Here is a 13,310-nt window from a genome sequence, read left to right as displayed (position 1 = left end):
GCATACTGAGTGCCACCCCAAGAAGGGGTCTGTACGTTCGTGCCCATGGACAAGCAAACGGACAGCGCGAGGTCGAGTGCTTCGGGTGAACCCACGACGGCAGAGACCCGGGAGAAGGTCTCCATCAGGGATCTCCTCGTGTCAGCCGCCTTCGAACTCTTCTCAGAGTGCGGCTACGAGAACACCACCATCGACGACATCGTGCGCCGCGCCGGCGTAGGCAGGCGATCGTTCTTCAGGTACTTCCCCACCAAAGAGGAAGTCGTCTTCCCCGACCATGAGCGAGCCCTCGCCGACATGATCGAGTATCTGGAGGAAGGCGCCCAGGACCCCGACCCCGTCGGACGCACCTGCGGAGCAGCCCGCCTGGTCATGCGCATGTATGCCGAAAACGCCGAGTTCTCGGTGAAGCGATACGGGCTCACCCGCAAGGTCGCAGCACTCAGAGCCCACGAGACGTCCGTGGTTCGGCGCTACGAGCGAGCCCTCGCCGCGTACCTCAAGGGCCGGTTCGCCCCGCTCACGGACGGAGACGTGCGGGCATACACAGTCGCCGCGAGCGTGGTCGCCGCGCACAACTACGGACTGCGCACGTGGCTGCGTTCCGGCGCTCGTGGTGATGCCGCCGCCGGCGTCGACCGCGCCCTCGATCTGGTTCATCGCACCTGGTGCGACACGGGGGAAACGCTCGTCCTGGTAACCCGCAGCAATACTCCAACCTGGCAGATCGTCCAACGACTTGAGAGCGCCCGATCCGGACAAACCTGCACGGGGAACTCAGTGCCACAATATGAAGGTACTTAGTTCCCTCTTGGGCCTTTGACCGTTGCCCTTGGGACAGCTGGGGCATGGTCTGCTCTCCGAGCTTGCCTCGGCACGACGGCTGCCCTGCCGACCGGCAATCGCCCTGGCTGGGTCTGCCACGACCGAAGCCCACGGGTCGGCCTCATGCGGGGCCTCGGGATGGTCCTGGGGTGTTCAACCCGTCGCAGTGTGCGGTCGTTCGACCGCCAACCAAGGACGCCTCGAACTCGTTGATCCGGGCACATGTCCAGAGGCGCGCGAAGTCTGGACCGATAGCTGAACTCGCCACCGACACCCCGGCGTTGGCCGCGGAGGGCCAAACCTCCATCGCATGAGACTCCGCTCGAATCTGTCTGCGTGATACGTTCGAACAGAGGCTCCGCATTTACGAATGACAGTCCGCGTATGCGATACCGCCGTTCCGTCAACGATCGGACCAGGACCGCGCCGTGCCGAGCAGGCACGGCTGACCCTGTCACGACCGGTCGCCAGCTGGCAGCCAACGCTGGTCCGGAAGGATGAGTTGACGCGACCCACCGGCCCTCACGGCCGGAGGGCGTGTCGATGGCAGCTTGAAGCGGGACCTTTGTCATTGCTCGATGACATCTGCTGATGACATAGCGTACGGAAGGACCGGGCAGCATGACCGGGATCCACGAGAGCTCCCGCCTCGATGAGGGCCGTCGCAACGGTGCCACTGGCCGACGAACTCTCCTGCCCGCCTTGATGTTCACGGCCCTGTCGGTCTCCGTGATCAGCACGCTCGGTGCACCCATGGTGCCGACCATCGCGCACGAGCAGCACATATCCCTCAGCACTGCCCAATGGGTCCTGACCGCGACGTTGTTGTCCGGGGCGATAGCCGGACCGGTCCTGGGCAGGCTCGGGGACGGGCCACACCGGCGCGGGGCAATCCAAGGAGCTCTGGCCGGTGCGTGCATCGGAAGTGTTCTGGCAGCGACTGCTCCTGTTTTCAGCCTGCTACTGGTAGGACGTGCTCTTCAGGGGCTGGGGATGGGCGTGATGCCACTTGCGATCGCCGTCGCGCGCGACCACCTACCGGCAAAGGGCATGCGTTCTGGGATCTCCTCGCTCTCGATCACCACTTCTGTCGGCGCGGGGCTCGGCTATCCCGTGACAGGGGTCATCGCTCAGCACTTCGATTACCGTGCAGGCTTCTGGTTCGCCGCGCTGCTGGGCGCCGTCGCACTGGTTGTCGTCACGCGGGTGGTGCCCGTGGGGTCCTTGGTGCCACGTCGTCCACTTGATGTGACCGGTGCAGCGCTGCTCTGCTCCGGGCTGGCGACGGTCCTGTTGGCACTGAGCCAGGGTGTGGCCTGGGGCCTGACGTCGGCTGCCACCCTCGGCTGCTTTGGTGCCGGCGTCGTGCTGGTCGCTGTCTGGATCGCCCAGGCGCTTCGCACCAGGGACCCACTGGTGGATATCCGGCTGATACGCAATCGAGCGGTCCTGGCCGCCAACACAACCGCGCTCATGGCGGGCATAGGCATGTACGCCGTGCTGTCCCTGGTCAACCTCTACACACAGGTTCCCGCCGCGGCCGGGTATGGCTTTCACCTCTCACTTGCCGCTGCCGGTCTTGTCCTGATGCCGATGTCCCTGGGCAGTATCACAGCGAATCGTGCCGCTTCGGCTCTTGTCTCACGGATCGGGCTCTACCGGGTGCTGCCGCTGGGGCCCCTCGTGGTCTGCCTCGACCTGGTCCTGCTCGCGCTCTGGCGCGAGCACGTGAGCTTGCTGGTCCTTGGCACCTTCCTGCTCGGTGCCGGCATCGGAGCGTCCTTTGCAGTCATGCCTCTGCTCATAGTGCGTCACGTCCCGACGTCCGAGACGGGAAGCGCTACCAGCTTCAACCAGGTGCTGCGCACGGTAGGCGGTGCCGTCGGCAGCGCCGCTATATCAGCGATCATGCTTGCGTACACATCGGCCGGCAGCGAGATTCCCCGAGGCGCCGCCTACACCACGGCGTTCCTGGTGACCGCGGCGGCCTCCTTCGTCGGCGTCATTGCCGCCATCGTCCTGCCCACCCGTCACAGCGCAGCATCCGAGTCAGGCCACGCTGTCGTGGCACGGGGGCCGCTTGCCGGCACCGGGTCAGGGGGTTCCCGGTGGGGTATCCTCCGCCGCGGTTCAGGGCGGTGACGGCGCCGGGCCGGAAGGGACGAACGATGGGCTCGGGTACGGAACGTGCGAGTGGCAGAAAGCGCGATTCGGACGCAACTCGGGCAGAGTTGCTCGGCGCAGCCCGCGACCTGTTCGGTCGCCATGGCTACGACGCGGTGACCCTCCGGGACATCGGAGAGCGCGCCGGTGTGGACGCCTCCCTGATTGCGCGGTACTTCGGCAACAAGGCTGCGCTCTACCAGTCCGCTGTAGAAGAAGACAGCCGCGAAGTGACCGCCTCGGCCGAAGAGTTCGACTTGGTGGCGTTCACCGTGAAGGCGCTGCAGCGGGCCGATCAGAGGGGGGCACCAGGCCCACTGGTCCAGGCGCTCCTCTCCCAGAGTGCCGCCCTGGAGGTGCGCGCTTCCGCGGCGGAGGAGATCCGCATCCGCCTGATCTCGCCGCTCGCCGAACGCCTGGCAGCTGAGGGCGCCGACGATCCCAACGGACGGGCAGAGGTCCTGATCTCATGCCTGATTGGCGTGATCGCCCTCCGCTCGAGCGCTCTCTTCGACGGCTTGTCAGCGATGAGCCCCCAGGCGATCGGCGCCATCCTCGAGAGCGCCGGAGAGGCCAGCCACGGTGCGGGCGACTCGCCTTCCTGACTTTCCACTTGCTCGCTGGCCCGAGCGCCCTGCTCCTGGTCACTCCTCGGCATCGCACGGCCTGGAGCAGGGCGGCAATTGAGGCCTGGCTCGCTGGCGTTCGAGACGGTTCCGAATGGGACTGAGCCAGCTTGTCCACAGCCTTCGCTCATGAAGCGGTCCCGGGACGTTCGGACGATGCCGAGGACGGCGTCTGCCAGGCAGCCCCCATCGTGTCGGCGCTTGTCCACTTGCCGAAGCCTCACGTGGGGCCGTCAGGGCCGTTCGGGTCGTTGCTCCGGGTCCGTCTGTGTCAAGTGCGGGGCCGAGCGGGGGGTGGTCATGTCGAGCAGGAGCACGGCGTCGTGGTCGGGGGTTCCGGGCTCGGCTGTGTAGACGCCGAGGCGTTGGCCGGGGGTGCCTTCCAGTTCCATGGACTGGGCGGTGAGGGTGATCGTGCCGACGTGGGGGTGGTGGAAGGTCTTGTGCGCAGGTTTGCGGCCGGTCACTTCGTAGCGTTCCCAGAGTTTGGCGAAGTCGGGGCTCTTGAGGAGGAGTTCGCCGACGAGGTTGGTCAGGTCGGGGGCGTCGGGCGCGGTGCCGGCGATGGCGCGCAGGCGGACGACGCAGGCGCGGACCTGGTTGTCCCACTCGGGGAAGAGGTCGCGGGCGGCGGGGTGGAGGAAGAGGTAGCGGGCGAGGTTGCGCTGCTTGGCGGGCCAGTCGTCCAGGCCCGCGTACAGGGCGAGGCCGCCGGGGTTCCAGGCGAGGAAGTCCATGCTGCGGCTGATGACGTAGGCCGGGTTGGGGCGCATCGACTCCAGCAGCAGCTTCAGGTGGGGGCGCACGGTACGGCTCGGTGCTGGTGGCGGCTCGGGGGCGTACCGGGCGGCGCGGGCGGCCAGTTCCCGCAGGTGGTGGTGTTCCTGGTCGTCCAACTGGAGGGCGCGGGCGAGGGCGTCGAGGACGGAGGGGCTGGGGCGGGTCTCCTTGCCGCGCTCCAGGCGTACGTAGTAGTCGATGCTGATCCCGGCCAGGGTGGCCAGTTCCTCCCTGCGCAGCCCCGGGGTGCGGCGTACACCGGCGCCGACGGTGAGACCTGCCTGCTCGGGGCTGGTCTGGGTCCGCCGGGCCCGCAGGAACCGGCCCAGCTCCATGCCACCGCTGCCGCTGCCGGTGGGATTCCGCTCAGATGCCATGGCTCGAGTGTCACACCGCGCTGACCTGCTCGGCACTGCTGTAGGGGGTCCTGTCATTACCCCCGAAGATCCCGGCCTGCCGCGTGGGACGAAAAGCCGCGAAGGTTGATGACAGCGCCCTTCACAGCGCGCGAGCAGGACAGCGGGGTCGGAGGGGACGTAACTCACTGGCCCACCTGGCGCGCCCGTCGCGAGCGGTCACAGGGCGATCGAGTCAGAGTGGAAACCCCGGAAGGCAACCGGAGAGCAATCGATGCGCTACATCAAGCTGCGTGACCTGGACGTTTCCCGGATCGGTCTGGGTGCGATGGGGATGTCCCACGGGTACACCGACTCCGGAACGGACGAGGCGGAATCCGTCCGTACCCTCCACCGCGCCTTGGAACTGGGCGTCACGCTGATCGACACCGCCGAGATCTACGGCCCGTACACCAACGAGGAACTCCTCAGCCGCGCCCTCAAGGGCCGCCGCGACCAGGTCGTGCTGGCCACGAAGTTCGGCCTCGTCTCGCACGCGGGCGCCGGCCCTTGGACTCTGGACAGCAGCCCGGCCAACATCCGCACCGCCGTCGAGGGCTCGCTCACGCGGCTGGGCACCGACCACATCGACCTCTACTACCAGCACCGCGTGGACCCGGACACCCCGATCGAGGAGACCGTCGGGGCGCTGGCCGAGCTGGTCGCCGAGGGCAAGGTCCGCGCCATCGGCCTGTCCGAGGCCGGGCCCGACACCATCCGTCGCGCGCACGCCGTCCACCCGGTGACGGCCGTGCAGTCGGAGTACTCCCTGTGGACCCGCGACCCCGAGGCGCGGGTGCTGCCGCTGCTGCGGGAGCTGAACATCGGTCTGGTGCCGTTCGCGCCGCTGGGGCACGGCTTCCTCACAGGCACGATCCGCTCCACCGACGGTTTCGGGGAAGGCGACTTCCGGCACGGCAACCCGCGCTTCACCGGCGAGAACTTCCGGCGCAACCTGCGCATCGCCGACGAGGTCCAGGCCGTCGCTGCCGAAGCCGGTGCCACCCCGGCCCAGGTCGCTCTGGCCTGGCTGCTGGCTCAGGGCGACGACATCGCCCCCATCCCCGGCACCAAGCGCGTCCACCGCGTCGAGGAGAACACCACGGCCGACGAGATCGAGCTGACCGCCGAGCAACTCGACAGGCTGACGGGCCTTCCTCCGGCATCCGGAGCCACGCACACGGAAGCCGGCTTGCGGATGCTCGAACGCTGACCCCGTAGGCGCACCGCCAACCCACTCTTCCCGCACAGAAGGAAGTCCCCATGCAGCACATCACCCTGAACAACGGCGTCGAGATGCCGATCCTCGGTTTCGGCGTGTACCAGATCCCGCCGGACGATACCGAGCAGGCCGTCGCCGAAGCCCTCGCGGCCGGCTACCGGCTGCTCGACACCGCCGCCGCGTACCAGAACGAGGAAGCCGTCGGACGCGCGATCAGCAAGAGCGGTGTCCCGCGCGAGGAGCTCTTCGTCACCACCAAGCTGTGGATCCAGGACGCTCCCGCGCAGGAGAACACCAAGCGTGCCTTCGAGGCGTCACTGAACAAGCTCGGCCTCGACCACCTCGACCTGTATCTGATGCACCAGCCCTACGGCGACGTGTACGGCCAGTGGCGCGCCATGGAGGACCTGCATCGCGAGGGCCGCGTCAGGGCGATCGGCGTCGCCAACTTCTTTCCCGACCGGCTCGTCGACCTCGTCGTCAACAACGAGGTCACGCCCGCGGTCAACCAGATCGAGACCCACCCCTTCTTCCAGCGCACCGCCGACCACGAGGTCATGCGCGAGCACGGAGTCCAGATCCAGTCCTGGGGCGGGTTCGCCGAAGGCCGCAACAACCTCTTCACCGACCCGCTCCTGAGCAACATCGGCAAGGCACACGGCAGGTCCGTGGCGCAGGTCGTGCTCCGCTGGCTGATCCAGCGCGGCATCGTCACGATCCCCAAGTCGGTTCGCGCCGAGCGCATGGCGGAGAACATCGACGTCTTCGACTTCGAACTCACCGACGACCAGATGGCGTCCATCGCCACACTGGAGACCGGCGGCTCGCTCTTCTTCGACCACCGCGACCCCGCCATCGTCGACTGGCTCGCCAAACGACGCGTGGACGCCTGACCCCGGCACGCCGCAGCCCGACAGCGCCGATGCCTCCGAAGTCCCTGGCCAACACTCCCGGGACGCCTGTCGCACAGAGCGCGAGAAATACGGATTCCCATGACCGAGGAACATGAGATGACACCGCGATCCCCACCGGGCCTCCGACGGGACCCGGCCCGGCCACAGCGCATGACGACGAGCGGTGCGGCCGCCGGTAACAGGGAGCCCGCCGCTCTGAGGCGACGCGCGCTCCTCCGTGGTGTGCTTCTGGGGGGAGCAACCGTGATGACCGGTGCCCAGATCGCCGGGTGTTCCGTTTCCTCGCCGAGGGACGGAGGCGAGCCCGAGTCCACTGAGCGTTCTGCCTCAACGCCCGTGCCCAAAAAGCGGGTTCTCCTGGCCTTCTTCTCCCGGCCGGGCGAGAACTACTACTACGGCGGGCGCACCAACCTCAAGACCGGAAACACCGAAGTGCTCGCTCGAATGATCAGCAAGCGTATCGAGTGCGACGTGCACCGTATCCAGCCCGCCGACCCGTACCCCGACGACTACGACGAGACGGTCGAGCGCAACAAGCGCGAGCAGGACGCTGATGCGCGACCTGCCATCGCCGGCCTGCCGTCCTCGATCAAGCGTTACGACACGGTGCTACTCGGCAGCCCCATCTGGAACGACAGAGCACCCATGATCATGTCGACCTTCACCGAGAAGTTCGACTTTCGCGGCAAGAACGTCCACCCCCTCACCACGTATGCAATGAGCGGCCTGGGCACCACCGAGCGCGACTACGAGCGCTCCTGCACGGGCGCGACCATCGGGGAAGGACTCGCGGTGCGCGGCGAGAAAGTCCGCAATGCCGACGCCCAAGTTCAGTCCTGGCTACGGCGCATCGAAATTATCCGAGACTAGACCGGTCGCCGAACGCAGCGCCCCACCGAACGCCCGCGCGCAGCCCAGACCTGCCCGTGCGCCCACCGAGATGCGCCAGGCAGTACGACAGAAAGGCAGTCCACCGTGCCCACGTGGTTCATCACCGGCTGCTCCACCGGCCTCGGCCGTGCCCTCGCCGAAGCCGTCCTGGAACGGGGCTGGAACGCGGTCGTCACCGCGCGCAGCCTCACCAAGGTTGAGGACCTGGCCGCGGCCCACCCCGACACCGCACTCGCGCTGGCCCTCGATGTCACCGACACGGCACGGGTCACCCAGGCCGTCGAGCAGGCCCAAGCCCGCTTCGGCGCAATCGACGTACTCGTCAACAACGCAGGCCACGGCTACCGTTCGGCCGTCGAGGAGGCCGCTGACGCGGAGACAAAGGAACTGTTCGCCACCAACTTCTTCGGCCCCGTCGCGCTGATCAAAGCAGTACTCCCGGACATGCGTGCCCAACGGAACGGCGCCATCGTCAACGTCTCGTCGATTGCCGGTCAGTATTCAGCTCCCGGTTCCGGCTACTACTCCGCGACCAAGTTCGCACTGGAAGGGATGTCGGACGCCCTGCGCAAAGAGGTCGGCCCGCTCGGCATCAAGGTGCTCGTCGTCGAGCCGGGCGCCTTCCGTACCGACTTCGCCGGGCGCTCGCTGCAACAGTCCGGAACCGTCATCGCAGACTACGCACAGACCGCGGGCCTGCGGCGCAAGGAGAACGACACCACCCACGGCCGCCAGCCGGGCGACCCGGAAAGGGCCCCGCAAGTCATCATCGACGCCCTCGAATCCGACCACACTCCGTTCCGGCTTCTGCTCGGCAGCGACGCCATCGCGGTCGTGCGCGACGAACTCGCGGCCCGCATGGGCGAAGTCGAGGCATGGGAGACCGCGAGCAGAATGACCGACTTCCCGGCATGACCGGGCGACCGCCTAAGGCTTCCGCGACAGGCGCGCCCCTAAATGGGTCAGCAAGCCAACGTCGCTCTTCAGGAGTGCCAGCGTCAGGCCGCCATCCAGCCACCGTCGGCAACAAGGGCGTGGCCATTGATCGCAGCCGCGGCGTCGGAAGCAAGGAACACGGCAATTGCAGCTATGTTCCGCGAAGGAATGCGCCCGCCTGGACGAATTGCCGTTGGCAGGGAGAAGCGGGGACTCGCTTCGGGAAGCGTGGTTTCCCGAGCCGCTGCGCTACCCTCAGTGTCGATCGATCCCGGACAAATTGCGTTGCAACGAATCCCTGCTTCGGCGAACGCAAACGCGATGTTCTTCGTGAGCCCGATGACGGCGTGCTTGCTAGCGGTATAGGCCGCACCCGCCCGACCGCCTGTAAGGCCACAGATGGAAGACATATTCAGGATGACCCCGCCACCATGCTCCAGCATCCCGGGGAGCAGTTCATGGCAGAAGTGGAATGTCCCGGTGACGTTTACGCTCATCACCCGTTCCCAAACGTCCGCAGAGAGACGTGCCACGTCCAGGCGGTGGTCCCTGACAGCAGCGTTGTTGCACAAGACATCGACACGACCGTGGCGCTGAAGGATCAAGGAGCATGCCTGCTCGACGTCAGATTGTGAAGCGACATCTGCTACCACCGCGGATGCGACCCCACCCTGCTGACGCACTGAGTTGACCGTCGCTTCTGCCCCGGCACCGTCTCGGTCGATCGCGATGACATGGTCACCCTCGCCCGCGAAGGAAAGGGCCAAAGACCTGCCTATGCCGCCGGCCGCACCCGTGATCACGACGTTACGGCTTGAATCTGCTCCAGGGCGAAGGTTTTTCGAGTCCATCTCAACCCACGAATTCTGGTCGCTGTGAGCTACGGAATCAGGAGATCCACCGGGATTTCAAACGCGGCCCCCGGGGGTGACAAATGTGAGCAAACCTTGGATGCGGCGCTTACGCGACGGGGCCAACCGAGCCGATATTCGCAACAACCTGCTATCGCAGCATGACGACTTGAGCGGTCCACAAGCCTTTGCCAGTGGGACGCGCTGACCGAGCACACCTCCATCTCCGCTCGCTGGTTCGCATTTAAGAACCATCGTTCCTATTTTCGATCGGAGACTAGTGCGCCGGGCGCCACCCGTCAACCACGAAGTCCCAGCTGGCGCGCGGCGTTGCTGGCCAGGCGTGACAACGGAGCGGTGGGCTGCAATCTCTCCCGCATGAACTGACGTGCACTGAGGGTCCGTTGATGGTCAGCTCCTGCGGCATCGGGCCCCCGCTGAGACCAAACGCCAGCACAAAGTCACGGTTCGGGTCAGGCTGCAACCATTCGAAGTTCTTACATGTCGCAACTTGGTACATGAGTCAACCAACTTGCCTATGTGGAAGCTTCCTTATCATTCGGTTTCAACCCACCACCTTCCTGGCCTCAGCCGCCACAGAGCTGGGAGCCGCCGGCCATTGGCAGCCCGACCCTTCCTGGCCTGCGCCGCCGCAGGGCTGGCAGCTGTGGGTGCCCGTTGATTCTGAGGCCGGTCTGCCCCCGAGGGCTCCGCAGCCCGCGGTGGCAGTCTCTGCCTACGGCGGATCACCTCCAGCTCCGGCAGGTCCGACGGAGGTCTGGGCGTCTTCGGACGGAGACGCAAGCAGGCGGAAGCCGAAGTCGAGCGGCTCGCGATCGAGTTGCAGGCGCTCCAGGCCGAGCACGCCCGGCAAGGGGCGGAGAGGACTGCCCTGCATCAGCAACTCTCCCGCGTTCAGGGCGAAGAAGCAGCCACCTTGGTCGCCGACACCGAACGCCTCCGAATCGCGTACCAGGAGGCGGACGATCTTCTGCTCGCCAAGGTCGACCGGGCTTCCGATCAGCTGCATCAGGCACTCAGCGACGAGCGGCAGGCCTACGACGACGTGGTGCGCCGGGCTGCCGACACCACAGCGGAGACAACGAGGGCCCAGCAACGCTTGGATCAGCTCCGGGCACAGGTGGTGCACACGGAAGACGCAGCGATGCTCCAGGAAGCCGGCATCTACGAGTACCGGCACCCGCTGGAGGACGCGGTCGCATACAAGTCCCAGCTGAGCACTCTGAATGACCAGGTCAAAGCACTGGCACGTGGGAAGGGTGCCGTGCTCGCCGCCACGGACTGGCACGTCCACGGATCCCTGACCGAGGGCAAGAAGATGGTGCGCGACTTCTCCAAGCTCATGCTGCGCGCCGACAACGCCGTACGGACCATGCGCCCGCACCGTCTGTCCTCTCTTGTGGACCGGTTGGACAAGTCCCGGCAGACCATCGCCCGCCTCGGCGCGACGATGCACATCCGCATCTCCGACGAGTACCACCGACTGCGAGTTCGCGAGCTGGAACTGACCGCGGACCACCTCACCAAGCAGGAGGAGGAGAAGGAACGACGACGCGAGCTGCGGGAGCAGCAGCGCGAGGAGGAACGGCTCCAGAAGGAGCTGGAGCGGGAACGCAGCCGCCTGGACAAGGAGCGTCAGCACTATCAGTCCGCGCTGGAGCGGCTGCGCGCCTCAGGCTCTTTCGACGGAGCCGGAGCAGCAGAGCTGCGGGACAAGCTCGCCGAGATCGAAGCCTCCCTGGCCGCGGTTGACGCCCGCGAGGCCAACATCCGTGCCGGCTACGTGTACGTCATCTCCAACGTCGGCGCCTTCGGCGAGCGAATGGTCAAGATCGGCCTGACCAGGCGCCTGGAGCCCATGGACAGGGTCAACGAACTCGGCGACGCCTCCGTACCGTTTCGCTTCGACGTGCACTGGGCGCCTCAGAAGTGCCGTCGCAGCCGTTCCGGCTGGACTTCGAGCACGTGGGCGGGCAAGCGTGGCACATCCCGCACTTCCTGGCCGTGGTCGCCGGTGGGATGTGGCTGCTGGATGTCCGCCCGATGGAGCTTGTCAAACATGCGGACGCGCTGAAGTTCGCGGCGGCCAGGGAGGTGGCGGCGGCATGCGACTCGCACTACTCGGTGGTCGCGGGCTGGCGCCCTCATGTGTGGAGCGTCCTTGATCACTTGTCGTCGCGTCGGCGGCCGGCGAGGGATTTCTTAGGCATGCGGGACCAGTTGCTCACGGCTATCGGCAGCCAGGAGGGGCGGGCGATGAAGTTCTGCGAGTTGGCGAACACGGCCAGTGTGCCTTCTGTTGGTCGCGCAAACATCGTCCGGCTGCTCTGGCAGCGCGAGCTCGGTGTTGATCTGGGCAGTCCCTTGCGCGACGACACTTCGGCGCGTTCGCGCGCCCACGAGGCTGTGGACCCCATCACCGCTCAGGTCTCCTTTCGACGTCGGCGGAGAACACGGCGGAACAGTGCATGGCGAGTGAGCATCGCGAGCTGGGGGTGCCGGGCGAAGGGTTGGCGGATTTGGAAGTCCAGCTCTTCGGTCAACCGCGCGGAGCGTTTCTCCGCGGCGAGTTCGTCCAGGAGCCGGTCGATCTGGGTCAGGAGCGTGCCGTGAAGCTGCCACTGTTCCGGATGGCGCTGCTGTTCAGCGAGCAGCAGCTGGGCGATCCGGTCGCGGGCATCGTGGGCATCGCGGAGCTTGTCCGTCAGCTCAACCTCCGCGTCGTCTGCGTCCGTGGTGACGTCGCTGGTGACCAGTACGGTGAACGCATCGATGGCAGCGGCCAGTTCAGCGAACAGCTCCTGCAGCGCAGCGGTTGTCTCGAGAGGGAAGAGCGGCTCTTGCGCACCTTCCTCCGCGAGTTCGGTCAGCGTTCGGGCGATGACCCTGAGTACGACCGCGCAAATCTCCAGGGTGTCCAGGCCTGTCCTCAGAACGAGCCGTGAGAGTGTCCCTTCCCTCACCCGGGGGTTGAGCTTCAGACTCTCCTCGGCCTGCGCAACAGCGGCATCGACCTGCACGATGTCGTGGTCGAGTCGGCGCGCCTCCTCCAGACGTGCCTCGGCTTCTTCCACCGGGGTGGGCCTGCCGACCTCTTCGCCCAGGCTCCACAGAAGATCTCTCATTCGTTCGGCAAGGTCCTCAATGGCCTCACCGGCGGACTGTGTCCAAATCGGGGGAACGAAGAGGACGTTGAACAGCAAGCCCACGACTGCGCCGATGAGGGTCTCCACCACCCGGTCCAGGGCGGTCTCCGCCACTCTTGTCACGCTTACGCCCAGCACCAGCATGGCGCTGATTGCGACCTCGGGAACGAATTCGTTGACGCGTACCAGATGGCCCAGGATCAGGGCGGCGAGGATGAGCACTCCTAGCGACCACCAGCTCAGCCCCACCAGTGAGCTGAAACCGACAGCCAGAAGCACGCCGGCGACCACGGCGATGATCCGCCGCATACCTCGGGTCAGCGTGGCGTAGACGGTGACCTGTACGACAAGGAGAGTGGTCAGCGGGGCAAGGAGCGGGACCTCGGCGCTGCTCAGCCAGAGTGCAGCCAGGTAGCTGAGCACCGCCGCCGCTGAGGAACGGAGCGTCTGGATGACTGAAGGGTCGTTGCGGCGGTGCAGGACACCGGCGATGGCTTCACGGACGTCCGGCACCCGGTGGCTTTTCCCGGTCACACCGCG

13 protein-coding genes are annotated in these 13,310 nt (G+C 66.5%); 8 read left to right on the top strand and 5 right to left on the bottom strand.

Annotation, left to right across the window (positions count from 1 at the left end; all coding sequences use genetic code 11):
• Positions 1–45 precede the first annotated feature (45 nt).
• The 3 genes from ACSMXX_RS28560 to ACSMXX_RS28550 all read left to right on the top strand — a co-directional run bounded on the left by ACSMXX_RS28560 (position 46) and on the right by ACSMXX_RS28550 (position 3,593).
• The gene (locus ACSMXX_RS28560) at positions 46–804 is read left to right on the top strand and encodes a TetR/AcrR family transcriptional regulator (RefSeq protein WP_473181543.1); all 759 of its coding nucleotides are present in this window, start codon (positions 46–48) and stop codon (positions 802–804) included.
• A 642-nt stretch (positions 805–1,446) separates the two neighbouring features.
• On the top strand, positions 1,447–2,967 hold the full coding sequence (locus ACSMXX_RS28555) for an MFS transporter (RefSeq protein ID WP_473181542.1): 1,521 nt from the start codon (positions 1,447–1,449) through the stop codon (positions 2,965–2,967).
• A gap of 89 nt (positions 2,968–3,056) precedes the next feature.
• On the top strand, positions 3,057–3,593 hold the full coding sequence (locus ACSMXX_RS28550; RefSeq protein WP_473181541.1) for a TetR/AcrR family transcriptional regulator: 537 nt from the start codon (positions 3,057–3,059) through the stop codon (positions 3,591–3,593).
• A 254-nt stretch (positions 3,594–3,847) separates the two neighbouring features.
• On the opposite strand, the gene ACSMXX_RS28545 is transcribed toward ACSMXX_RS28550, so the two are convergent.
• Positions 3,848–4,771, bottom strand: coding sequence for a helix-turn-helix transcriptional regulator (locus ACSMXX_RS28545; RefSeq protein ID WP_473181540.1), 924 nt, complete (start codon positions 4,769–4,771; stop codon positions 3,848–3,850).
• Between the two features lie 253 nt (positions 4,772–5,024).
• Here ACSMXX_RS28545 and ACSMXX_RS28540 point away from each other — a divergent pair, with 253 nt between their 5' ends.
• The 4 genes from ACSMXX_RS28540 (at position 5,025) to ACSMXX_RS28525 (ending at position 8,731) form a co-directional block, all read left to right on the top strand.
• A complete protein-coding gene (locus tag ACSMXX_RS28540) occupies positions 5,025–6,002 on the top strand; it encodes an aldo/keto reductase (protein WP_473181539.1) in 978 nt (325 codons plus the stop codon).
• A 50-nt stretch (positions 6,003–6,052) separates the two neighbouring features.
• Positions 6,053–6,904 carry an aldo/keto reductase gene (locus tag ACSMXX_RS28535; RefSeq protein ID WP_473181538.1) on the top strand — a complete coding sequence of 284 codons (852 nt, stop codon included), beginning with the start codon at positions 6,053–6,055 and terminating at the stop codon, positions 6,902–6,904.
• Between the two features lie 267 nt (positions 6,905–7,171).
• A complete protein-coding gene (locus tag ACSMXX_RS28530; RefSeq protein WP_473181537.1) occupies positions 7,172–7,795 on the top strand; it encodes a flavodoxin in 624 nt (207 codons plus the stop codon).
• Positions 7,796–7,900: 105 nt separating this feature from the next.
• A complete protein-coding gene (locus ACSMXX_RS28525; protein ID WP_473181536.1) occupies positions 7,901–8,731 on the top strand; it encodes an oxidoreductase in 831 nt (276 codons plus the stop codon).
• Positions 8,732–8,814: 83 nt separating this feature from the next.
• Here the strand turns inward: ACSMXX_RS28525 and ACSMXX_RS28520 are convergent, their stop codons facing one another.
• Both ACSMXX_RS28520 and ACSMXX_RS28515 read right to left on the bottom strand, forming a co-directional pair.
• Positions 8,815–9,603 carry an SDR family NAD(P)-dependent oxidoreductase gene (locus tag ACSMXX_RS28520; protein WP_473181535.1) on the bottom strand — a complete coding sequence of 263 codons (789 nt, stop codon included), beginning with the start codon at positions 9,601–9,603 and terminating at the stop codon, positions 8,815–8,817.
• A 736-nt stretch (positions 9,604–10,339) separates the two neighbouring features.
• Positions 10,340–10,633 (bottom strand): hypothetical protein, encoded by a 294-nt coding sequence (locus ACSMXX_RS28515; protein WP_473181534.1) that lies wholly within the window; start codon positions 10,631–10,633, stop codon positions 10,340–10,342.
• Between the two features lie 135 nt (positions 10,634–10,768).
• Between ACSMXX_RS28515 and ACSMXX_RS28510 the strand changes: the two genes are divergently transcribed.
• Complete coding sequence (locus tag ACSMXX_RS28510; RefSeq protein WP_473181533.1) at positions 10,769–11,698, top strand: SNIPE associated domain-containing protein; 930 nt, start codon at positions 10,769–10,771, stop codon at positions 11,696–11,698.
• A gap of 91 nt (positions 11,699–11,789) precedes the next feature.
• Here ACSMXX_RS28510 and ACSMXX_RS28505 read toward each other — a convergent pair whose 3' ends face one another.
• Positions 11,790–11,939 carry a hypothetical protein gene (locus tag ACSMXX_RS28505; RefSeq protein ID WP_473181532.1) on the bottom strand — a complete coding sequence of 50 codons (150 nt, stop codon included), beginning with the start codon at positions 11,937–11,939 and terminating at the stop codon, positions 11,790–11,792.
• 108 nt (positions 11,940–12,047) lie between these two features.
• Positions 12,048–13,283, bottom strand: coding sequence for an FUSC family protein (locus ACSMXX_RS28500; RefSeq protein WP_473185018.1), 1,236 nt, complete (start codon positions 13,281–13,283; stop codon positions 12,048–12,050).
• Between the last annotated feature and the right edge of the window lie 27 nt (positions 13,284–13,310).

This window comes from Streptomyces sp. DSM 116795 (assembly GCF_055792905.1).
This window is presented reverse-complemented; position numbering and strand designations above follow the sequence as displayed.

Coding starts and splice junctions, on each gene's coding strand:
- ACSMXX_RS28540 (WP_473181539.1), top strand. CDS start 5,025: ATGCGCTACATCAAGCTGCGTGACCTGGACGTTTCCCGGATCGGTCTG.
- ACSMXX_RS28505 (WP_473181532.1), bottom strand. CDS start 11,939: ATGTTTGCGCGACCAACAGAAGGCACACTGGCCGTGTTCGCCAACTCG.
- ACSMXX_RS28555 (WP_473181542.1), top strand. CDS start 1,447: ATGACCGGGATCCACGAGAGCTCCCGCCTCGATGAGGGCCGTCGCAAC.
- ACSMXX_RS28520 (WP_473181535.1), bottom strand. CDS start 9,603: ATGGACTCGAAAAACCTTCGCCCTGGAGCAGATTCAAGCCGTAACGTC.
- ACSMXX_RS28510 (WP_473181533.1), top strand. CDS start 10,769: ATGCTCCAGGAAGCCGGCATCTACGAGTACCGGCACCCGCTGGAGGAC.
- ACSMXX_RS28535 (WP_473181538.1), top strand. CDS start 6,053: ATGCAGCACATCACCCTGAACAACGGCGTCGAGATGCCGATCCTCGGT.
- ACSMXX_RS28530 (WP_473181537.1), top strand. CDS start 7,172: ATGACCGGTGCCCAGATCGCCGGGTGTTCCGTTTCCTCGCCGAGGGAC.
- ACSMXX_RS28545 (WP_473181540.1), bottom strand. CDS start 4,771: ATGGCATCTGAGCGGAATCCCACCGGCAGCGGCAGCGGTGGCATGGAG.
- ACSMXX_RS28515 (WP_473181534.1), bottom strand. CDS start 10,633: ATGCAGCTGATCGGAAGCCCGGTCGACCTTGGCGAGCAGAAGATCGTC.
- ACSMXX_RS28560 (WP_473181543.1), top strand. CDS start 46: ATGGACAAGCAAACGGACAGCGCGAGGTCGAGTGCTTCGGGTGAACCC.